This is a genomic window from Flavobacterium terrigena (genome assembly GCF_900108955.1).
In the GTDB taxonomy this organism is placed as follows: domain Bacteria; phylum Bacteroidota; class Bacteroidia; order Flavobacteriales; family Flavobacteriaceae; genus Flavobacterium; species Flavobacterium terrigena.
This window is the reverse complement of sequence record NZ_FNYA01000002.1, coordinates 356135-378603: the sequence shown is the minus strand read 5'-3', so window position 1 is coordinate 378603 and position 22469 is coordinate 356135. Positions and strand designations below refer to the sequence as shown.

Annotated in this window: 22 protein-coding genes; 11 read left to right on the top strand and 11 right to left on the bottom strand. The window is 27.4% G+C overall.

The genetic code is table 11. The features are described from left to right. The first annotated feature begins 165 nt into the window (after window positions 1–165). The 7 genes from BMX42_RS05105 (at window position 166) to BMX42_RS05075 (ending at window position 4509) form a co-directional block, all read left to right on the top strand. Window positions 166–915 carry a hypothetical protein gene (locus BMX42_RS05105; RefSeq protein ID WP_091309809.1) on the top strand — a complete coding sequence of 250 codons (750 nt, stop codon included), beginning with the start codon at window positions 166–168 and terminating at the stop codon, window positions 913–915. Continuing rightward, window positions 912–1421: a hypothetical protein gene (locus BMX42_RS05100; RefSeq protein ID WP_091309806.1), complete on the top strand. Its 510-nt coding sequence runs from the start codon at window positions 912–914 to the stop codon at window positions 1419–1421. The genes BMX42_RS05105 and BMX42_RS05100 overlap by 4 nt, the downstream gene beginning before the upstream one ends. Before the next feature lie 430 nt (window positions 1422–1851). Next, entirely contained in the window at window positions 1852–2190 is a 339-nt protein-coding gene (locus BMX42_RS05095) for a plasmid mobilization protein (protein WP_091309803.1), read from the top strand. Then, window positions 2187–3119, top strand: a complete 933-nt coding sequence (locus tag BMX42_RS05090; protein ID WP_091309800.1) for a relaxase/mobilization nuclease domain-containing protein — start codon at window positions 2187–2189, stop codon at window positions 3117–3119. Before BMX42_RS05095 ends, BMX42_RS05090 begins: the two co-directional genes overlap by 4 nt. A gap of 5 nt (window positions 3120–3124) precedes the next feature. Further along, a complete protein-coding gene (locus BMX42_RS05085) occupies window positions 3125–3313 on the top strand; it encodes a hypothetical protein (protein ID WP_091309797.1) in 189 nt (62 codons plus the stop codon). A 252-nt stretch (window positions 3314–3565) separates the two neighbouring features. Continuing rightward, entirely contained in the window at window positions 3566–4099 is a 534-nt protein-coding gene (locus BMX42_RS05080) for a hypothetical protein (RefSeq protein WP_091309794.1), read from the top strand. Continuing rightward, a complete protein-coding gene (locus BMX42_RS05075; RefSeq protein WP_091309791.1) occupies window positions 4096–4509 on the top strand; it encodes a hypothetical protein in 414 nt (137 codons plus the stop codon). The genes BMX42_RS05080 and BMX42_RS05075 overlap by 4 nt, the downstream gene beginning before the upstream one ends. Before the next feature lie 89 nt (window positions 4510–4598). Here the strand turns inward: BMX42_RS05075 and BMX42_RS05070 are convergent, their stop codons facing one another. From BMX42_RS05070 to BMX42_RS05020, 11 genes are all read right to left on the bottom strand, one after another. Further along, window positions 4599–5714 carry a DUF2931 family protein gene (locus BMX42_RS05070; protein WP_091309788.1) on the bottom strand — a complete coding sequence of 372 codons (1116 nt, stop codon included), beginning with the start codon at window positions 5712–5714 and terminating at the stop codon, window positions 4599–4601. Then, window positions 5689–7524, bottom strand: a complete 1836-nt coding sequence (locus BMX42_RS05065; RefSeq protein ID WP_091309785.1) for a phospholipase effector Tle1 domain-containing protein — start codon at window positions 7522–7524, stop codon at window positions 5689–5691. The genes BMX42_RS05070 and BMX42_RS05065 overlap by 26 nt, the downstream gene beginning before the upstream one ends. A gap of 63 nt (window positions 7525–7587) precedes the next feature. Then, window positions 7588–11232 (bottom strand): hypothetical protein, encoded by a 3645-nt coding sequence (locus BMX42_RS05060; protein WP_091309782.1) that lies wholly within the window; start codon window positions 11230–11232, stop codon window positions 7588–7590. A 328-nt stretch (window positions 11233–11560) separates the two neighbouring features. After that, on the bottom strand, window positions 11561–13111 hold the full coding sequence (locus BMX42_RS05055) for a hypothetical protein (RefSeq protein WP_177169122.1): 1551 nt from the start codon (window positions 13109–13111) through the stop codon (window positions 11561–11563). Window positions 13112–13373: 262 nt separating this feature from the next. After that, a complete protein-coding gene (locus tag BMX42_RS05050) occupies window positions 13374–13814 on the bottom strand; it encodes a hypothetical protein (RefSeq protein ID WP_091309775.1) in 441 nt (146 codons plus the stop codon). Window positions 13815–13816: 2 nt separating this feature from the next. Continuing rightward, a complete protein-coding gene (locus tag BMX42_RS05045; RefSeq protein WP_091309772.1) occupies window positions 13817–14134 on the bottom strand; it encodes a hypothetical protein in 318 nt (105 codons plus the stop codon). A gap of 100 nt (window positions 14135–14234) precedes the next feature. Further along, the gene (locus BMX42_RS05040; protein WP_091309769.1) at window positions 14235–15365 is read right to left on the bottom strand and encodes a hypothetical protein; all 1131 of its coding nucleotides are present in this window, start codon (window positions 15363–15365) and stop codon (window positions 14235–14237) included. Window positions 15366–15375: 10 nt separating this feature from the next. Then, window positions 15376–16068, bottom strand: a complete 693-nt coding sequence (locus tag BMX42_RS05035; RefSeq protein ID WP_091309765.1) for a hypothetical protein — start codon at window positions 16066–16068, stop codon at window positions 15376–15378. A gap of 99 nt (window positions 16069–16167) precedes the next feature. Continuing rightward, window positions 16168–16938, bottom strand: a complete 771-nt coding sequence (locus BMX42_RS05030) for a phospholipase D-like domain-containing protein (RefSeq protein WP_091309762.1) — start codon at window positions 16936–16938, stop codon at window positions 16168–16170. Window positions 16939–16967: 29 nt separating this feature from the next. Continuing rightward, on the bottom strand, window positions 16968–18026 hold the full coding sequence (locus BMX42_RS05025; RefSeq protein WP_091309758.1) for a hypothetical protein: 1059 nt from the start codon (window positions 18024–18026) through the stop codon (window positions 16968–16970). After that, window positions 18023–18457: a hypothetical protein gene (locus BMX42_RS05020; protein ID WP_091309755.1), complete on the bottom strand. Its 435-nt coding sequence runs from the start codon at window positions 18455–18457 to the stop codon at window positions 18023–18025. The genes BMX42_RS05025 and BMX42_RS05020 overlap by 4 nt, the downstream gene beginning before the upstream one ends. Before the next feature lie 334 nt (window positions 18458–18791). On the opposite strand from BMX42_RS05020, the gene BMX42_RS05015 reads away from it, so the two are divergent. From BMX42_RS05015 to BMX42_RS04995, 4 genes are all read left to right on the top strand, one after another. Beyond that, window positions 18792–19109 (top strand): hypothetical protein, encoded by a 318-nt coding sequence (locus BMX42_RS05015; protein ID WP_091309751.1) that lies wholly within the window; start codon window positions 18792–18794, stop codon window positions 19107–19109. 792 nt (window positions 19110–19901) lie between these two features. Continuing rightward, window positions 19902–20573, top strand: a complete 672-nt coding sequence (locus BMX42_RS05005) for a sensor histidine kinase (RefSeq protein WP_177169121.1) — start codon at window positions 19902–19904, stop codon at window positions 20571–20573. Next, window positions 20551–21213, top strand: a complete 663-nt coding sequence (locus BMX42_RS05000) for a response regulator transcription factor (protein ID WP_091309734.1) — start codon at window positions 20551–20553, stop codon at window positions 21211–21213. The genes BMX42_RS05005 and BMX42_RS05000 overlap by 23 nt, the downstream gene beginning before the upstream one ends. 267 nt (window positions 21214–21480) lie before the next feature. Further along, window positions 21481–22464, top strand: a complete 984-nt coding sequence (locus BMX42_RS04995; protein WP_091309727.1) for an SH3 domain-containing protein — start codon at window positions 21481–21483, stop codon at window positions 22462–22464. Window positions 22465–22469: the final 5 nt, after the last annotated feature.

The following is a 22469-nucleotide window of genomic DNA, read 5'->3' as shown; positions in this document are numbered from 1 at the left end:
TAATATATATAATATTATAATTCAAATTATAGAGTAATTCAATATCACTATCCAAAATATAGGAAAATTACATAATTCTTAAAATACGTAAATATTTTTGAATATTAAATTTTTTATTTTTATAAATTCAGCTTTTGTTTGCATGAAATTTAAAAAATTAACATTATGCCGTTAGTGAAATTTGAGATACTATCTCCAAAAAAAACAACATATATTTTATATGAAAATCTTCAGAAAAAGCATTTAAATAGTGAGTCTATTTTCTTTACTGAACAAGAATTAAAGTCTTTAATGGCTAGGTCTTTTGCTATGGTGTTACATAGTTCTGATTCTCAGAAATTATCAGAATCAGATAGAAAGAACTTTATTTTAGATTCAAACATTTACTTTAAAATTTCTATTGATTTCGGTTTAATCTTATTGGATAATTTAATGGATTTCAATAGAGATTGGTTTGATAAATTACATTCTAAAGCATTCATAAAGAATAATAGTTCATCAAATTCTGATGTCTTTGAGTTTATAAATGAAGCCTTAATTGATCAAATGAATGTGAGAAGGTGGGAATATGGTAAATGCTTTTTAGAATCATTTTCTCATATCATGGATAAAACCTTATTGAATCAGTCTATAAAATCGCTTCAAAGTCAAGAGAATTTTTGGGACATCATGTATCAAAAAATGGATAAAATAAAAGAGCCAATAGATAATTACGAAGCTGTTTTATTGGCTTATTATATTAAAAATCACATTGAAAAACAAGATTTAAACATGCGAGACTATTTTCTCTTGGGAAGTATTGCTTGTCAAAAAATGCCTTTTATTTTTAAAAGGGAGCAAAATTTAAATCAAGCTGTTAAACAGATTATTTCATTAGACCAGAATTTAAAGAAAAATAAAGGAAAAAGAATATGATAAAAACTAATCTAAAAAACGTATTTAATGAATTAAAACGTAATGATATTTCAAAAGAGAAGATAACAGTTAGTGGAGAATTATTTAATGTAAAACAATTAAAAGTATTATATGATTTGGTTGCTAAAAACAAAGAAATGCTTAATTATATTGAAGTAGAAATTAGATGTTTTTTATCAAGAAGAAAAGCTTTGATAGTTCTTTTGGAAGAAGATTATTGGGATAAAATATCTTATAATTTTACGAATTTGAATAAGTATGAATATTTAGCTTCTCAACGTTTTGAGTTAACAAATAAAGAAAAAAGGGATTTAGATACACCAGAAAAAGTGCATCCAAAAAATCCTTGTATATATTTTAACAAAGAGGGAATGAGTCTTAAGAAACATCAATACAAAAAAGCATTAAATGGAATATTAGATACACCATTTTATTTTTTTGAAGTAGAAAAAGCTATTGAAACTTTAAGAGCTACAAGAAAAAAAATGGAAGACAATGATTGCTAATTTTATAACTTTTAATGTTAAACCTTCACCAATTGTGAAGGTTTTTTTATGCTTATTTTTTCCCCTTAAGAGTAAACTTAAAAATATGTGGTTGTCATGAAGCAAGCCATGTTTTTGATAGCAAAAACCTCCCTTTGGTCGAATGGCTTGGCAGGGTTTCACCCCACACCCCGTTTGAGATTGATTAGCTGGCAGAGCCAAATTTTTGTTTGAATTTTATTTGATTAAAGTTTTGAAATTTATTTAAGTCTGAGATTTTTAAGTTACTTAATTTTTTTAATCCACCTGTTTATAGAAAATAGATTATTGCAAAATTTGCCGTATCATTTTTTGCATACGGCAAAGCTTTTTTGCTAGCAATAACCCTAATAAATTTGTCATCAGATAAACGAATAAATAAGGTTTTTATTTATTCAAAAATTTGGAAAAGATGACACGACCAAGGAAGCAAATTCAAGATTTAAAAATGTTACAAATAAATATAAGAGTGACACTTGAAGAACAACTTCAAATTGAAGAGTATTCAAAATGTTTTGGTTTGTCAGTAACTCAATTTATAAGAATTAGATCTTTAAAAAAACAATTACCAAAACATTCGATGCCAAGTATCAACAGGGAGCTTTTTATTGAGTTAAGTCGTATTGGAAATAATTTGAATCAACTAACCAAAAAAGCAAATCAGAACCATTCAGATGTAAAAGGATTATATGTCGAATTATTGGATTTGAATACGAAATTAAACGAAATTAAAATAGCTTTCTTATTATGATTAGCAAGCAGATAAAAGGAAAGGATTTTTATGGAGTATTGATGTATAATGAAAAGAAGATAAATGCTGGCGTTGGTACTATAATAGATACAAATATTAATATGGGAACAGTTATTCAACAAACTAAAGAATTCAATTTGGTTAGACAGCTGAAACCAAATCTTTCAAAGGCTGTTTATCATACCTCTCTGAATTTACCTTATTCCGATAAACTATCAGACGAAGAATTTTCAAATTTAGCAAGAGACTATTTAGAAGGTATGGGATTTGACGATAATCAATACGTTGTTTACAGGCATACAGATCAAGATCATGCTCACATTCATTTAGTTGCCAATCGTGTTAAATTTTCTGGTGATGTGGTATCTGATAGCCAAGACTATAAAAGAAGTGAAGCATTAGTTAGAAAATTAGAGGAAAAATTCAATTTAACCCAACTTATACCAAAGCAAGAAAGTAATGTATTAAGTAAAGGCGAAATAGAAAAATGTTTACGAACAGGAAATGTTCCTGAAAGATTAGAATTTCAAAATATCATTTTTGAGATTTTAAATCAGAATGTCAATCTCAAAGATTTCGTTAAGAAATTAAAAGGAAAAGGTGTTCAAGTAAAACTAAATCAAAGTAGTACAGGGTATATATCTGGAATTTCCTTTGAATTTAAAGCTATCAATTATAAAGGTAGTGATGTGCACAAAAAATTATCATGGAATAACATAAAAATCAAACTTAATAATTATGAACAAATCAGAGACCATTCTATTGTTCCAGAAGTTACTACTGGAAATAGAGCAAATGAGAAAAGATCAACTGGAGTTGAAAAATCTACTATTGAAATCGCACAAGATTATAACAGACACTCAAGTGATATTAGACAAGAAGATAGACAGATTAATAAAATAACAAACAAACCAAAATTTAGACAATAAACAGAATGTTAGCAGAAACTGCATATCAAGTAATAGAAGCGTTAAACGAGAAAGAAAAATCTCGCTTATACACTATGCTTGGTGTGCAATCTGCATTAAACAATAAAACTAAGACTTCAACTAAGAAGAAATCACTACTTTCAGATGCAGAAGCAACCGAATATCTGCTAAGAAAATTAAAAAAATACTCCTAGAAAATAAACTTTTATTTTAATAAAACAATAAGAATATTTAAAAAGAATATTTTAATTTTACATCTAGTAAAATATTATTAATCGCGTAAGCTATTAATTTGGAAATAGAAAACTAGGAAGCTTCTTAAAAACCAAAATTAATAGACTTACGCCTGTGCAAAATACTTGCGTGGGCGTAGTCTTCTGGTTTTTGGGTCTCCTAGTACCTCTATTTCGGTTGGCTATTGCTTCACGCATTTTTTTTTGACACTTATGAAAAACAAGAAAGCAAACCAGAGAGTTAAGTACAAAGCATTTATTCCATTAGTTAATCTATTATTATTTAATAGAGCTGAAAATCCCCAATTTGATACTGAAATTGGGAATTTAAGTATCAAATTTATTGAGGCCAACCACTACTTTAAAAATATAGATTCAGAAGATGAAACATATTTTGAAAAGTGTATCAATGACTTTTTAAAAGATTTAGATAGAAAAAAACGTGCAGTTTTAAGCGAAATAGTTATGGATAGTGACTTTGTATCAAGTATGTTAATGTTAAATAATATTTTAAATATAGATAACAGCAAAATAAGTCCAACGGAAGATTTTTATATTGAACTTAATACTTTTTTGATTGAAGGTAAAATTGGTTTTTATTTTTGTTATTTTATAAAATATCAAATTGAAGATGTCTTTGGTTATGATTTTTCAGATAATAAAGTAATTTCCAAAGAGCAATATGATAATTTAATAGCTGTTTTATGTAATCCAAAAAAGCCAACTTTTAATTCAAGACATTTATGAAAACAGAGAAAAACGAAGTAAAGGAATGGTTTAGAAAATTTAGGCCAGATTTAGAGATTAATGAAACTTTTATAGGAGATTTATTTAACGAATATATAAGTAGAAAAGAAAGTTTATCATTAGATGAAAAGAATTCATTTTATAGCTATGTCGTTTTCAATTACAAATCTGAAATGATTAATTTAATTTATTCAATCCTTGAAGGAAATGAGAATTATAATGCAATGATAGAAAGTTGGGTAGAGGAGAACTGCGATGTTTTTCATATTGGAAATATCTTAGAGCTTATAGATAAAAATGACCCGATTGAAAATCAAGAAAATTATCCTCACCTTGATTTTAATAAAGATGAGGATATTAAAGTTGAATATTTAAAAATAGTTGGAAGATATATTGAAGAAATGAGTTAATTTAATTGTTCAATACAAGTAACAACACAAGCCAAACTTTTTTCTTGCCCAATCATATTATTTCTAAATCTTTAGCCGTTAAATAACAACTAGTAATATATAATATTTTTTGCATAACCTCCTGGGTAAACATTATTATCTTTAGACATAATAGCATCAGTAGCTTCAAAACGCATTAATTTTTCTCTTTTGCCAGGACCATCTAACCAAATTATACAATGTACACCATCCTTTTCTACACCAAAGATTAAATGGTTATAATTAGTGAGTTTATTGTTTTTAGGATTAATGTATGGGGTGGTATAAAGTTTTACAAAATTCTTTGGTAATGGAACATTAGTATATTTATATATTTGACTTTTTCCAATTTCTTTATACCAATAAGTTTGGATCAAAACGGGGAGTTGAAATTTATTAGATTTAGAATCCAAATCTTGTATGGTCAAATAGCTATTTCCATAAGTGATTATTTTACCACCATAAATTTCGTCTTCTTTAGATTTGTATAAATTATCATTTCTAGTTAAAATACCTTCTTTTGATATAAGATGTGCCCAACCGAAAACCATGTTAGTGTCCACAGTATAATATCCTAATCCTAAATCATATCGTGGATCTGATTTTTCCCAATTTTTGAAATCTAAACCAACTTTATTATAATACTCTGTTGAAATTTTACTTATACCATCTTGTGCAACACAATTAGAGTCAATTTCAGTAAAATTTGCAACACCTCTTTTTATTTCAATATCATTTAAAAAAACACAAAAATTACCTCCAGGCGCAAAGTTCACTTTAAAACCAAAATTATAATAACTTAGATTTTTTTTAAGTTCTTTATTTATTATGCTGTTTATAATGGACGAAGGAAGTTTTACACCTTTTTCAAACCTTTTACAGTTCAATTTATCTGTCCATTCCAAATGTAAACTGTCTGGATAATCACCATCACTTTCAATAGTTTGAAATGAATCACATGATGTCCAACCTTCATTATCTCCAACATTACTATCTGAAATACCACCAATAATACCACCATTTTTACAGGCTGTAACAATTGGATAATGAGCAGTAAAAAATTTAGGCGCACCAAGACAAATACCTATATCAATTTCTCGATTGATTTTTTTTTGGTTTTTATCTTCACAACTAAAAAAAAATATTGTTAAGAATAAAACATTAAGGAGATAATATTTCCCTTTCATAAGGTTTAGATATTTTGTTAGACATTCTAGGATGGTTGATGTAAGCCATTTTGTTTATAAATTCCTCTTCATTTGGATTGTAAACTACCTCATAATTATATTTTTTTACTATAACAGGTAATTTAAATGCCGGTTTGTTAAAATTTGAAGATAAATGTACAAACTCATGTCGAATTTTATGAACTATTTCTGTTGTTAATTTGCTTTTAGCTTTTATAATCTTTTTATTGTATAATTTTTCATAATCTTCATTAGCATTTTCAGAAACAATTTTTAAGTAATTTTTTAAATCTTTTGGGACTTCATACTCAAATGGCTTAGGCTTAGTTTCAGATTCTTTATTTTTAATTTCACCTATATCTTTTACAAATGGAACTCCAGCTTTTTGACTGATTTCTTTCATAATTGATAGAGGAACAGTTGAATATCTAGGTTTTATGATTTTTTCAGATTCTAATCGTAAAACAACTCCATTAACTACACTTGTTTCTAAATTATTAATTTTAACTTTTTTTGTAATTTCTCCAATTTTTTTAAATTTAATTTCATTTTGTTTGCAGAAACCATTTTTAATAAAAAATTTTTGAAGCTCTATTTCTTTTTTACCAATTTTAGGGTTATTAATCTCATCTTCATTAGTTCCAGTTTCAACTTTAAATAAATGTATTTTAGTATTTTCTTTTTGTAAAGCTGCATAACCGCCTCCAATATCTGAATGTGCTCCAAGAACCCTTATTGTTATCCCTTTATTAGCAGAGGTAGATGGGAAGTTTTCTCTCCATTCATCATCTGCAGTTAGGTGTAAAACTCTTTTTATGTCTAGTTTAGAAATGTCAACATTTGCTTTTTGTAGATTTTTAACTTTAACCAATTCATTATATTCTTTTAATTTATCTAAGTTAAAATCACCATAATATTTGCTTATAAATTGAGATACAACCGTATCAAACAATCCTAAAAATCGGATTTTGACTTTTTCATTATCCTCTGATGATGAAAAACTATCTGTGTATTTATAATAAATCTTTTTCTTTTTAAATTCATCACCAAGCATTCCCAAAGTATAAGTTTGAGAAATTGGAAGTTTATTATTTTTTAAACTAACTCTAGTGTTATCAATTTTTACGATTTTTTTTATTGAATTAGAGTCTTTTTGATTACCAAAATTTGTTATTTTTGAATCTATGCCAATTACTTCATTACAAAAATGTCTAGCCGATGCCGCACCTCTGCTAAATCCATAAACGTCAAAAGTAAGACTGCCTATAGTATAATTTTTATTTGTATTAAAAATATCGGATAATTGATTTGAAATTTTTTCACAAGCCTCTTGCACTTTACCAATAACTCCTCTGTTATGAACTCCAAATCCAGACCCTAAAGTGTCATCTTCCTCTTCTTCTAAAGTTCCTATACCCTGAACATATTGCCTGATATAATAAGTTTTTTTTGTATTACTATTTTTAGTTTCATCAAGACCTATTTTGTATAAATCATGTAATAATACTATATTACTATATGGATTCCAATAGCTAGAGTCAGTATCAACCATAAAATCCTTTTTTTTACCTTTTACTTTAGTTTTTTTGTATTGATTTTCTATTACATTATTATTTTTGTCTAAGTGCTTGTAATAAACTAAATCAGAATTAAAGCGATTATTTCCAGTTCCATCAAAAAATACTCCAATAATAAAATCAACTTTTGTTTTGTTTTTTGTTTCGTGATCTATTTTATCTATTTCTTTGTCATTGCCCAAACCCAATCTGTTTACAGTATGTAATTTTTCTGAAGGATTTATTTTTTGCATAATAATTTTATATTTAATTTAAATATTTGGTGGTGGTGTCAATCACCACCACCAAATTGGATATTAATTAGATGGGTATAATGTTGTAGATCTTTCACTCCCAACCATTTGAACATCATCTGCAATAAATGCTGTTTGTGTTTCTAATTCCGTTGGATTTTCACATTTTTCAGGTTCGCTTTCAGGGAAAATTGGTAATGGTTGATCTACTTCTAAACCTGTTGATTTAGCTTGTAAGATTGTCAATGTTGTTGGGATTCTAGTTATCCAATAATTTCCTTGGGGAATACCAGTTGGATCTTGCATTTCTTGCATGATACTTACATATAATGGGTCACCAATAATAGGAGTTTCACCACCCATCCAAACTTTTCCAGTAGTTAAGAAGTATTGAACTGCTTCTTCAAATCCAGGTTTTACAGTAACAATAACTCGAGCTAAACCAGCTTGTAAGAAGCCCCTGAAAAGAGTGTCGATATTCTCAGTTAAATACATTTCTTGCCACATTTTACGGTCTGCCCAGTAGTATGGATAGAATGTGTAATCCATAATAGACCATTCAAATGCTTGTTCTAAAAACTTGGCTGTTGCAGTATATTTATCTAAATCATCACTTAAGTTTACTTTGAAGTTTAGCATTTTATCACCTTCAGTAAATGATTGTCCTAGAGTTATTAGATAATTTTGTAATAGATAAGCTATACAGTTATGTTTTAAAACATCATTTTCTATAATTCTGTAAAAATTGGCTTGTGCTTCTTTTTGATTTTCTTCGTTAGCTTTTCTTTCTGCATCTATTCTTGCTTTTTCTGCTTTGTATTCTTCAAGTTCAACTTTATAAGCTGCAATAATTGCATTGAAGTTTTCAAGTTTCCAAGCATTAAAAAAAGATACTTTTGGTTGACATTGTAGTTTGATTTCCACACTAAAATCACCAATATTTTGTCCGTGTACCTTATAGTTAAAAGTTTCAGATAAATTTAATCCAGCTATGGTGTTACTACCACTTCTTGAAGAACCTTGAGTATTATAGTAAATATATTGTCCTTTTAAGTTTGATATATTGAAATGAGCTGTTAAAGTATAATTTCCTTCAAACCAACCTGAACGATTTCTTTGTTTTGTGAAATACCAATTTAATACAGCTGATTTTGCTTCATAGTTTTCTAAAATTTCTAAATTAGAATCATAAAATACTCCACCTCCTTCACTATGAGGTGAACCATTTGCTTTTAATATTTGTTCTTTATTTTGAGGTTCCTCTGTTAAAGAAACACCATAAACATTTGCCCAATATTCTAATAATGCTTTTGTAGAACTATTTGAATTCGGCATTGTATGAGGTGCTGGAGCCTTTCTTGGGTCAACTGGAGCTTTTAGAGTATCAACATTTGCATATGCTAGTCTGTGTAGTTTTGCAGGTTCTGGAATCATAAATTCAAACATAGTACGTTTACCATAGTTGAAAATTTGATTTTTCATTTTTTTATCAACCCAACGATAAACTCCTGTGATATGTTGAGGTCTTGTTTCTGACAAGCCTCCTCTATTATCAAATTCGTGTACATTGGTTAGAGAAACTTCTTGAATAATTTTTAAAATTCTTTCTTCTGTAATTTTTGACTGAACTCTTTCCATAGCTCTTTCTGTAACTTCTTGAGCTTTGGTTACTGCTTGTCTATTGCTTATAAATTGAGAATTATTTGTAGCAAATGCGGTTCCAATATCTAGTTTGTATGCTTTTGCATCATAAGTGAAATTTGCATGAGCTTGAAAACTTTGTTGTTTCTCTAGTTCTCTTGCAACTTCTGTTTGCATTTCTGCACGATTAGTTTTAGTTGTGTCTGAAATTTTTTCTACTTCTTGAGATTTAGAAGTTGTTGTAGTATCTTCTATGCGAGTTAGTTCATTAATCGATTTATGACGTAATTCACTCGCCATAACATTTTCAATATTTGAAACTTCTCCTGGTACATATGCATGTACTGTTTGTACCACTTTCATGTACTCAGCAACCCCTAATCTTTTAAGTCCAAAATGTTTTCCAGAAACTGGATTTGGTTCTGTTGGATTCGTGTCAATAGGTAATTCTTCTTTAATTGGTTTTAAAGTTAAAATACCTTTGATGTCTTGATTTACAACTATATTATTAAGTTGTAAAACAGACTCTCTACCATTCGCAAAGAAAATTTGAATTGATAAATTACTAATTGTTCTAAACTTATTAATTAAAAATTGTGGAAAAGTTAAGGTGTTGTTTACTACATTTAGATTGCTGAATGTTTCATTTTGAGCACCTAAGTTAGTCTGTGCTGAAATAGTTGCATGACTAATATTCCATGATGAATTTTCTAATTGAATTTGAAACGTAACAAAACCTCTATTAGTTATAAAAAGGGTTCTAGTATTTGTTGCTCTTAATATATATGATAGATGTGTAAAAGAGGTTATTATTGGGTCACTTGAAACAGGTATTAATACATTTCCAATGTTAATAAATTCATCTTGTGATAATACACTATCTGACAACACACTTGTGTTTAATGCTTGTGTCATAGTATCAATTTCATTATGAATTTCAGAAAAATCATCATAATTTATAGATATAATAGAATCATCAATACTAATCTCATCATTTGATACAATTGAAATTTCGGCATTTGAAAAATCAATAGGTTCTTTAATTACTGTTTTTGCATTTGTAAAATTTTCTAAAAATAAAGCAAATGATTCTTCAGTTAGATTTGAATACAAATCATCCCAATTTAGAGGTTTTTTATTTTCAAATTCAAATGTTGGATATTCATAAGTTTTTAATAATTCATAAGCTTTTTTAATTTCTTCATCAGATGCTTTGTTTTCCTCTAATTCTTGGATAATTTCTAATTGATTTTGATACTTAGCAATTTTTCCACCATTTTCTTTTTGATATTTTGAGTATGATTGATTATATAGTTTGTCAGAAATTCTGCCCTCGCTATTTTCTATGTTTTTTAACTCTTCTTTTAAAACTTTTAAGTTTTGATTATCAAGTTCTCTACTGTATAAACTTTCTTGTTTTTCTAAATTTATTTGCAATAACTGATTGTCACTTTCACTTAACTCTTTAGTAGATGAAGCTCTTTTAGAAATTAGAATATTATTTTCTTGAAATAAAAATTGTGGTAAAACAATTTTTGAGTTATATGCAGGTGTTAAATAATTCTCTCCATTAATTCTACTTAATTCTTCATTAGAAGTTTGTGTTTGCACAAAACCAATATGATAAGCTTTTAAAATATGTGCAATTGCTTCTTTAATATAAAAATTATTTTGAGTAATGTATTGGTAAATAAGATTGTCCCAAAGTTTTTTTAAAGCTTCGTTATTAGACTTAAGTTTAGTATGAAAATCTTTTGCTAATTTTAATTCTGTACTAGATAATTTATTGTTTGAATATAGCGATTTTCCTATTTTTAGTAATGCTGAAAATTCTTCTTTATCTAATTCGTCTACTGTTTTTATAGCATTTGCTGAAAATGAATTTGCAAGATTAATTAAAGCTTTAAATTTAGCATCTGAAGAGTTAGAAGTTACTTGGTCAAAAAAACCAGTAATTGATAAAGGTCTAAAAATAAATTTAAAGTTTTTTTCGCTGTTTTCAGCTAGATTTGGGTTTCTTAAACTTACAAATCTAAATAATGTTTGTGGACTGTTACTTGTTGACATAATTTAGTATTAATTATTGTATTTGATTTTATTCTTAGGTTAAATATTTTAATGGATTGATACTACTTAATATTTTTTGGAAGTAAATATTATTCGGATTTATTAAATATTAATTAGTAATTTTATATAACAATCAACTAGTTAATTTCGTTTTTTTATAACAATTTTGAAGTATCAAATATATTTACTTTTGTTTTTCTATGCATTACGTATAAACACGTAATTTTTAGTGTTTATTTAAATAAAAAAGCAGCTACTAAACATTATGTTTAGTAGCTGCGTAAGAATTTAGATTTTAATCGGGATTTAGTAAATAAACATTTATTTATTATGGTTTACAGCAGATATAACCTTTAATTCCTTGTTCTGCACAAACAGAAAGAAAAGATGACAGAAACCACAAAATCTGTATGACTTCATTTCGTTCAGAAAATGCTTCACCATCTCTGAGTTTTTCTAATCGATCACGTAATCCTTCTTTGGATATGAAATTAACAACTAAATAAATTTCTCTATTGAAGTTTGGGTTTTTAATTGTGTTCTTATAAGTTTCCAATAAATCATCTATATTAGACCCATTTCGTAATCTAGAAATATTAGTTGTGGTTCCAGGAGGGTTATAAAAATTTGACCAAATATTTTGTTTTGAATCAAGTTGATAATCTCTAGGACTTAAATTTGAAATATTTTTTAAGCCTTGCCCGACAATATCTTGAAAAGCAGAAGCTGAAAAACCAACATTTTTATATTTAGAATGATAAAACGAAATAGTGTCTGTTGAAATACCAATATGATCTGCCCATTCTTTATTTAAATCATCACAAACAAAGAAATCATGCCTTCCAATAAATTTAGACTCAACAAAATTAAAGCAACTATTTACGCTAAAACTTATTGAAGCTGTTGTAAATATTCCTTTTTCGCTATTTACATTTGAAAGTTCTTCAAAAGGTAAGAATGCATTTAAAAAATAATTTATATTGCCTAATAACCTGTTATCACGGAATAATTTTTTATTTGTATAAACCAATTCTAATCTGTCAAAATTTATAATGAACTGATTTGAACTATTAATATATTCGGTTATGCTTCTTGAATATCCACTATTAGTAATTAATTTTACTTTATTTAGTTTATTTGAATGAATGGTTATTGATTTTTCATTTATACGTATTTGTAAGTCATCTGTTAAAGTGGTTCTAGCAAAATACTGAACTATTTCACCGTCAATTGTTTGACTTTCAATCTGTAGCAATCTCTGAAATTGGTCTAAATAATTAAATAAATTTATTTTTTTTATTCCATTATCTGATTCAATAACACAATCAGTTAGGATATTATTTTCAAAATCGTCGTAAATTTTATTAAATAAAAATAAAATTGCTACTGGTATTAAATCATTTTTTTGAGTTTCATATTTTACTGGTTGAGCAAAAACATTTAAAAAAGTATTATTCGGTGAATAAGTTTCTAATTTTTGAACTACATTTTGTGCCCAATTAAAGAATGACTCTAAATTGTCTTTTGTGCCAAATTTATTTACTCTTGATGTATTTAGAGACAAGGCAATCTTTGAGCCATCTGTGCTTAATCTTAAATTATCTACTATATAATTGCTAGACCCAACTGTTGAAAAATTTTCTTGTAAATCATTAGATTCCATTGTTTTACTTCTGATGGCTTTGTCTGATAAACTCATGTTTTTTAAACCTAGTTTTTCATATTGAGTACTAATGTCAATAAACAATGTTGATAGAACTTCATAATCTATTGTATCAAGATTTTTCGTAAATTCATTTAAGCCAGAAATATTTTTTTTAGTAATCACTACATAATTTTCAAACTCAACTAATACAAAATAAGCTATTTTTGTTTCCATCCATTCTTCAAAAGCTTGATCTACAAAACTTGGCTTAGATTTGAATTTAAAAACGCAAATGGAATAATTAATGGGAATATTGTTTACAATTTTTGAAGAATGCCTTATATCAATTAAAAACCGACCTTCTTTTTCTGTTTTCTTTGAAATTTGACTAAAAAGTTTAGATATAATAACTTTATTTAATTTGAATTTTTTTGGTTTTTCATATAAATAAGCATTTTCATTAAGCAATAAATGTTCTTCCATAAAATTATTGGTTTTAAATTAATCCTAATTTTTTAATTAAATCTAAGAGATGTTCCGCTTTTAATTCATTTGCTAGTTTATGAGAATGTGAAGTTTCATAGGTGGAAGTCCAAATTTTGTCATATTTATGTAAATCAGCCACATTATTGATTGCCCAAATTGTTTCACCTCTTGTTCTTGATGAGGTAATAATAAGATACGGCTTGTGTAAAGTAATAATATTATTTAATCTTTTTTCCAAACCAGTTCCTGGATCACCTTGACTTTCTAAAGCAATTATTTTTCCATTTATTTCAATAATTAACCTAAAGTCAACAGATAATTTGAAAATATCTTTTGAAGTATAAATTATTGTATGCTTTGGAAATGTTCTCAATAATAAATTTGCCAATTCTAAAATTGTTGAAGATTTTCCTTTATTGCTTGTATTCCAAATTGTAAGTATTGTTTTCATTTTTATTCGACCTTTAAATTTGTAAATTTATCTCTAAAGTGAACCATTAAAATTTCTACGAATCTCCCTGAAATATACCCTTTTGTTTCTTCGTTTGGTTCATCATCATTCCACCATCTTATTTCAAACTCAATTTTATCTTTTGAAATTTCAGGTTTTGGCATTGCTTTTTCTTTCCATTGTTCGGGAGTATGACTATATAAAACTTCATTTTGGTTATTTTGTAAAATTTCCCATGTTTTAAGTTCTTTGTCTCTTATTTTTTTATCAATTGCATCTTTAAGTGCAGATGGATTGTTCGTGTATGCTGTTATTTTCATATTTCTCTTATTTTTTTGTGAATTATGTTATGCTTGGTTTTTTTTGGTATTGGATTATGGATTAGTCCGTCATTTTGCTTTGTATGTTTGAGCTATGTTTTTATTTGCTAATCACTGGATATTTAATTGTTGTTATTACTGGTTCTGAAAAGGTTTTCTTTTCATATCTTGGAGATAAATTTGTTTCTGTAAATTGTTGGTCATTATAGATGTTTGTTTCAACAATTGCAACTACTTTGACTGTTGTATCAATGCCTTGCATTATATTGTCATTGGATAGTAAAACAAAATAAGTTCCTTGACAAATACTCTCATTAATAAACTTTCTATAACCTGCGACTCCTTTACCTTGGTCAAAAATTTTGTATTGCTTTCCAGTTAGAAACAAATCTCTATTAATCTGGTCTGATATAGCATAAAAAACATCTTCACCAGTTTTCGGAATCATTAAGTCAGTTACAGCTCCAACGGCTAATGCTCCTAGTGGAGTAGTGTAGAATGAGGCTACACCTTTTGCTAAATTACTTATTGTTTGTGAGTTTTGTTTCCAAGCTATATTAGCTTCATTTCCAACTCCTGTCCAATATGCCCAAGAAATTACTTTTGTCGTTTTGTATGGTGTCGTTAGATTTTCTGGTAAAGTAAAGAAAATTGATGTTTTATTTCCATTGTCATTCGTAGTAGAATGTACGCGTTGTGTTTTATCACAAATTAGTTCTTCTTTTAGTTCCGTTTTTATTAAAATCTTTTTTGTTTTTTGGGTGTAAGTTGTATCATAGCCTACTAAAACATCTTTTGTATATGAGTTGTAAGTAGTTTCTTGTTTTGTAGCCCAAGTTACCGTTGAATTGAAATTTATGGTTTCATTAGATACTGGAATTCGTTGAATTTTTATTTTTGCAATTCGACCACCAATTGCTGTGTTTTTGAAACGGAATACATAAACTCCTTGTTTGGTTACATTAATAATTTTATTATCTATTTGTGTTGATTTGTAATCAGAAAATTTTGAATTATTTGGATATTCTAAAATTTCAATTTCTTTTACTTCTTTACTATTCACTTCTTTGAAATTGAAGATGATTTTGTCTCCAGTTGCAAAACCAAAATAGAGTTCGATTTCATTTAAACCACTGATTTTAATGGTTTGTTCTGTTACGTCAATTGGAGTTTGTGCAAATAATAGTTTAGAACAAAAGATTAGTATAATAATTAGGCTTTTTGTTGACATGTTTTCTTGATTAAAGTTCTTTTATTTCTTTAAGAGTTAAATCAATCAGAAAAGGTATTTCTCCTTTTAATAATTCATTGTAACTTAATTTTTGTGCATTAAATGTATCAATAGCAATGCAATATTCTGGAGCTATTTGATATTCATCGGCATAATTTTTAATTAAGAATCTATATAATATTTCACAGAAAAGTCCCAATTCTGATTTTTCAAATCCATCTATTTGTGCAACTAGCCAAACTGCACCAATTTCTATTTTATCTTTTCTTTTAAAAGTAAAAATTGTTGTTGGAGTTATATATAATGGGAAATTATCTATTTTAAGTATTTTGTCTTCTTTGGTTATACTTTCGAAATTTTTTATTTTTTCGGGTCTAATATCTTTAAAATCAAATTCTTTGAAGTTGGACATAATGTCAATATTCTTTTTGTACATTCCAATTGTATTGCTTTTAAGATCTTTGTTTTTTAGTTTTTCTTGAAATTCATTTATTTTCAAATCAAGCAATTCATTATTCTCTAATTTAAAGACCTTGTTGATGCACTTCGTGCTAATAGACCAGTAGTCACCTCCTCCTTTTCCTTTCTTTTCTTTGCTCTCTTTTGGTTTTCTTGTTTTTAAATTTAGAGCATAGTTTTTCTTTCTAACTGCTGAGTTTTTTCTTCTAAACTTAACTAAATCGTGAATTTTTATTTTTTCCATAATGTTTATAAATTTAATTTTTGTTTATAAATGAAGAATGTTAATAGTTTAGCTGTCTTTTTTTAATAGCTTGTTTTGGATTAATAAGCATCAAATCAATCAATTAATTGTTTCAGTATATAGTATTTTTCCCCATTGTTGAATGTCTCTCTCAGGTAATCCAGAATGATGAAATAAATTATTGAATTCATTTAAAATTGTTGTTATAGCTGCTGGGTCGGTTGTTCTTATACGGGTTTCATAATTGTCTTCAGTTCCACTTTTTGTAAAGTTTAAAGAACCCATATAAACAATTTCATCATCTATAATGTAAATTTTCCCATGGATAAATCGATTTTTATAAGCATTATTATTTCTTGGAGATATAAAAACCTTAAAAGGAAACAATTGAGAGTAGTGGTAGTTATAAATTCTTTTCTGTTTTATTTTATTTTGGTAAAACTTAAATACTAAGATTGCTAAGATTATAGGGATAATTCCATACAATAGTTTCAGTTCTCTATAAAAGTAGGTAGTAAGTAAAAGTGTTAGTGAAAAACCTATAATCCCAAATAAAATAAATTTTGTCGAGTCTATCCATTTATTTCTAATTTTTTCAGCCGCTTCATCTTTTATTTGATGCTGTTTAATTAGCTCATGTATATTCTTTCTATATGAGTTTTCATAATCTTCAATTGTATCTGTAGTTATTAAATGAATGTTTTTTTTTTCTGAATTTAATTCAATTAAATGTTTTACTAAAGATGGAGATAAATATGGTGAAGTAATTTTTATGGAGTGTTTGGCATTTTTAATATCATCAAGTAGTTTTTTCCCTGCTCCTTTACCTATATAAATATCACAATTAACTCCATTAATAAATGTTCCCATATTTTATTGAATTTGATGTTTAAGATTATTTATTTTGAAAATGTGTTTTTTTCTAAATCAAATCCCCAGTTAATTCCCAGAAAGCTTACAAGGTTTTCATTATTTTCAAAGTTTTTCCCAAAGCCCCCATTTAATATGATGTCTTTATTTAGTTTGTATTTAATAGTTCCTACAGATCTGTAGTTGTCATTTTCATTTATCCTACTAACATATTCATAACCAAATAATAATTTTCCGAAATCAATTTCAATTTTTCCTCCAAAATCAATAAAATTCCTTGTTATTATTTGATTGTTTATTTCATCAAAAAATCTATTATCTTGAATATATCTCCCAATACTATAAAAACTTAAATATGAAGAATTACCATCTGCTTTGGTGCTAAGTTCTTTGTTATAACTAAGAGTTATCCAAGAAGCAACTTTTCCTTTGTTTCCTGAGTTATAATTATTATTACTATAAAATTGTGTATAAGCACCAGCAACATCTACTGAGAATAAGGGTTTTGTGTTTAAACTTGCTACACTATCTAATAATTTGTTGAACTGCCTATTTAGTCTTATGTATTCGCGATTTGTTCTTAAAGAATCAGGATCCACTTTTATCATTAAAATTCTCATTTCCTTTTCGTATATACTATCAGCTTCCATGAAAATAATTTTTCTTTTTGGATTTTGAACAGTCAATAAATTAGTTCTAAATCCTAAAGCAATATTGCTAATGGTGTCTTTTCTGACAGACGCAATTGAGACGGATAAGTTTGTTGAGGCTTGCCCTAGAATGCCCTTTTCAGTAATTTTTTTGTTTTTTACTTTAAAACCATTATAGTCATAAAAATTTTTGTTTGTACTGAAGAGTAAATATGGTGAAAATTCAACAGCTACATTATTTCCAATTCCATTTGATAAACTTGTAGTTAATGCTTTTATGTTTTTAGGTGTTTCAATTATTGTTGCTGTTTCGTCTAATATTGATAACGCAGGAGCAGTCGGAATTTCTAAATTTTTAATAGTTACATCACTTTGTGCAAATGTATAATTAGCAGTAAATAAAAAAAACAGGGTCAATATTTTTATGTAATTTTTCATTTTATTTTTATTTTTTTATAGATTATACCTGTTCTTTCAATAAATAATTCTATTCTGTCATCTTCGTCTAAATCATACTCGTTTGCATTATCACCGTCATTTATTCTGTATTTGATATTAACGTTTTCTAAGATATATTTTTTTGCTTTTTCATTTGAATTGCAATCAGATGGAAGATTTTCAATAAAAGTTATAAATTCCAATTCGTGACCAATGAATTTACCAGCAATATCAATATGCTTCCACTTGATATTATTATTTGAGTCCAAATCAATAGAGCCATTTTCATATTCTTCTGAAACTGCTAGGTGAGGTTTGACTCTTTCGTCTCTAACTATATAGTAAACTTTTGAAAAAGCCTTCTTTATTGTATCAACTTTAAGTTGAATAAAAAGATGAGAATCACTATTAGTAACATTAAATGTTTTCATAAAAAATATTTTAGGTTTTTGTAAAATTAGGTTTAATGATTTTGATGTGAAATACGTATTTATACCTCATTTGTAATTAGATTAAAACTTTTGATTGTGAATATTATTCATTAAAATCATTGACTTGTTTCTTGAATTCGTTTTTGCGAAGTTTTAGTACGTAAAAACACTTATTTTGTAATTATTAATCTCTTTATTTTTTTAAATGAACTCTATTTTTAAATGTTTTAGTGTGTTTGTAGGTGTAAATACGTAATAAAAAATAGTAAAAACACGTATTTTAGAGCGTCATTCTAGCCGATACTTTTGGTCCCTTAACCTTAATAAAATATTTATGGCACTAGATGCAAACATTGGCAGTATTATTACAGAATTAGAGGCAAAAGCATTAATTCAATCATTTGAAACTAAGTTTCCAGGTGAAATAACATCATCATTTATTGGAGCTAATAACATTGAGAATATCTTAGCTCAAGAAAATTGTATTGGATTAAGAATATATAATGGGTATGATGATGAAAATGAAAAGATTAGCTTAGTTTTAGTTGGGGTAGATGGTGATGAAAAAGATATGTTAAATGATGGAATTATTTATGATAGGATTGCAACTTGTCCTCCACTATGTCCAACTGAAGGTTTATATGTGAAATAAATTTGATACATTTGAAAACAAAACCTACTTGTTGAGTGGGTTTTGTTAATTAAATGCTTAGATGATTTATATAATATCACTTACCATTTTATATGGTTTATTTCCTTTCTTAGTTTTTTTATTTAATAGAAACAAAATTGCTAATAATGCAAATGCAATTCTTCCATTTGTACTGTTAGTTTTCTTTTCTGCTATTTATGAATTTGTTTTTACAGTTTTGCTGAGATGGGATGTTGGTAATTGGTACCTTACTTATTGTGTTGTTTCTTTTTTGACGTTATTCTATTTTTACAAGGAAATATTAAGTAATGCAAAAAGCAAGCTAAAAATTACTAGCTTTATCTTTTTTCTTATTATATTATTTTATTTGTTTTATCGATTTGATGTACAAGATTTTTTGAAAATTTGTTATAATATTGATACATACATTACAGTTTTTATTTTTATCTTTTCAATAATCTGGTTTAGAAAAATTTTTAGAGAATTAGAATATGAAAGTTTGTGGGATATTCCTTATTTTTATGTTGTTTCAGGATTGATTTTATATTATTTTGGAAACTTTTTCCTTTTTTTAATGACTGAATTAATATACAAAAATGACAGTAATTTGTTTCAGTATTATTGGTTATTAAATGTTGTTTTAAACTTAGTTTTACGCACATTATTAATTGTAGGAATATGGAAGGCTCGAGTGAGATAAAATTAGTTTTTTGGATTGGGACTTCTGTGATGCTATTTTTAGCTTTTGGACTTATATTCATGGTATTGTTTTACCAACGACATTTTGCCAAGATGAAACAAAAAGAAATTGAATTACTTTTGAAAACATCTTTGGAAAGTGAAAAGAAAGAGCGTCAAAGAATAGCTAAAGATTTACATGATAGTGTGCAAGGTGATTTGAACGCAATAAGAAATTACTTATTGTTATTATCTCGAAAAATTCATGATGATCAAAATCGGGAATTACTTGAAGAAACCAAAAACGCTTTAGAACAAACTATTGAGAATACTAGATTGATTTCATTTAAGTTAATACCTCCTTTATTGGAAACTAGAGGGTTAGCAGTGGCTGTTGAAGATTACTTTGAGACTTTAAGTAAATCATCTGACAAGAAATTTACTTTTCAACAAAATTTATCTGAATTAGTTGTACCAATTGAGATTGGTTATGAATTATTTAGAGTGGTGCAAGAGTTTACTTCTAATATGCTTAAATATGGGAATATAACCAAATGCATATTATCTTTAGACAAAAATAATGATGGAGTTACTTTAGAAATTGTTGATGATGGGGTTGCTTTTGATTTTAAATCATGTTATGCCCAATCCAAAGGTTCCGGACTTTATAATATACAGTCTCGTTTGAATAGTATAAACTCAAAACTTGTTCAAAGAGAAGTTATGAGTGGAAACCATTTTATTATTTATTTACCCCAAAAATATGATCAAAGTAGCCCTGGTTGATGACCATCAACTTTTTAGAAAAAGTTTATCTATGTTATTGTCTTCGTTTGAAGGTGTAGATGTAATTTATGATACTAATGATGGTTTAGCATTTTTGAAGTATGCTGAATCAGAAGTTATTGATGTTTTACTATTAGATATTCAGATGCCAATATTAGATGGTTTCGAAGTATGTAAACGGTTGAAGTTAATAAATCCAGATGTTAAAATATTAATTATTTCTCAACTTACTTCTAGAGAGGCAATACATCAAATTATGGAATGTGGTGCCAATGGATTTTTTACCAAGAATTCTTCTCCAGAACTTTTAGAAAGCGCTATGCGAAAAGTTATGGAACGTGATTATTATTTTGATGTTGAGTTAGGAGCTGTTATTAGAGAAGCTATTTTATGGGATAAAAAAGTACATTATAACACAGATTTGACAGTGTTAGTTACTTTGACTTCTAGAGAATTAGAGATCATTAGAATGGCTTGTAAGGAGTTGAGTAGTAAAGAAATTGGGGACAAACTATGTATAAGTACAAGAACTGTGGAAAAACATAGAAAGCGTATCATGGAAAAAACAAATTCTAAGAATTTTATTGGAGTTGTTTTATATGCTCTGAAAACTAATGCTATTAGTTTGAGTAATATTTAATTACCTAATACTAAACCAGTTTTTCCTTTTTAGAATCCCAATTTTTAGTTGTGTCTTTTTATAAATGTCAATATTATAATTGACAAGATTTCCTTTATTCTACTATAAATAAAGTTTGATATCTGTACTCATTCTTCTGACAGGTATAAAACTTTTAGTATTTGTAAAATTAATTTAAAGTGTTTTTTTTCTTTACAATAATTACGTGTTTTCACGTATTGATAGAGAAGATCTACTCCATTACTTTTATTTTCTAAATTTTAGTTTATGGAAACAAAGAATGGTTTTACAAAACTTTCTCCAAAAGAGTTCGAATTATGGTTGTCTAATATTCGATTAGGGAGAACTATATTAAAAATACAACAACATCATACCTTCATACCAAGTTATGTTCATTTCAATGGTTCTAATCATTTTGAACGTCAGTTAGCGATGAAACAATATCATACAGTACAGAATGGTTGGCAAGATATAGGACAGCATTTTACAATTTTTCCAGATGGTAGTATTGTTACCGGAAGAAGTTTAGAAAAGTCACCTGCTTGTATTACGAATCAAAATGTTCATTCAATTTGCATAGAGAATTTTGGAAATTTTGACATTAATGGTGATGAAATGACAGTAGAACAAAGGGAAAGTATTTTGACCGTAACTGCTGCGTTATGTAAACGTTTTAATTTGCAAGTAGATTCTAATTCTATAGTTTACCATCATTGGTTTCGATTAGATAATGGGTTGCGAACAAATGGTGGTGTTAATACGAAGTCTTGTCCAGGGACGGCCTTTTTTGGTGGAAACAAAGTTGTTGACTTTGATAAAAACTTTAAACCCTTAGTAATTGAGCGGTTGAAAGGTGATGTAAAGACGAACTTAAATGCTGTGCTTTATTTCGTTTGCGTTACATCATCAACTTTAAACATACGTAGTTTGCCAACTGCAAATAGCTCAAAAGTTACTGATCGACCTAGTTTGGTTATGGGAGCTATATTAAGGATATATGAAGAAAAAGACGGATGGTACAAAATATCGTCATCACAATCTCATTGGATATCTTCTAAATTCACAAAACAAGTTAAAAGAGCAGAAGTTAACGCGGATACTTTGAATGTTAGAACTGGACCAGATGTAAAATTCAGTAAATCTTATAGTATTCAAAAAGGAGAAATCGTTTTTTTGTTTGAAGAAAAGAATGGCTGGTGTAGAATTGGTATGGAGGAAAAATGGGTTAGTGCTAAGTTTTTGAATTTTTAATGAAC